1 protein-coding gene is annotated in these 291 nt (G+C 40.5%); it reads right to left on the reverse strand.

Annotation, left to right across the window (positions count from 1 at the left end; genetic code table 11):
- Positions 1-291, reverse strand: a 291-nt coding sequence (locus AAEY78_RS12535; RefSeq protein ID WP_352339664.1) for a response regulator, incomplete at both ends; no start/stop codon positions are given.

Genomic DNA, 291 nt, shown 5'->3' on the forward strand with positions numbered 1-291 from the left:
GTGTAAAGCCTTTGTGTTTATCCATCTTGGTTAACTTATTCGTGTTGTCGCTGTTGATTGCTGACTTGTCACTCGCATCACCAATCCAATTGGCTAAAAACTTCATATTAAGCGGTTTGGCTAATACGTCATCGAAGCCTGCTGTTTGATACTCGTTTATGTCATCATGTTGAATTTGTGCCGTAAATGCGGCTATGCTGATGTCTTTTTGGGCTGCGTTAGCAATACGCTTCAACTCAAGTAATAACTCAATACCAGAGCCATCGCCTAATTGAATATCAAGCATAATGC

The sequence above is a fragment of the Psychrobacter sp. 16-MNA-CIBAN-0192 genome, assembly GCF_040309565.1.
GTDB lineage: Bacteria > Pseudomonadota > Gammaproteobacteria > Pseudomonadales > Moraxellaceae > Psychrobacter.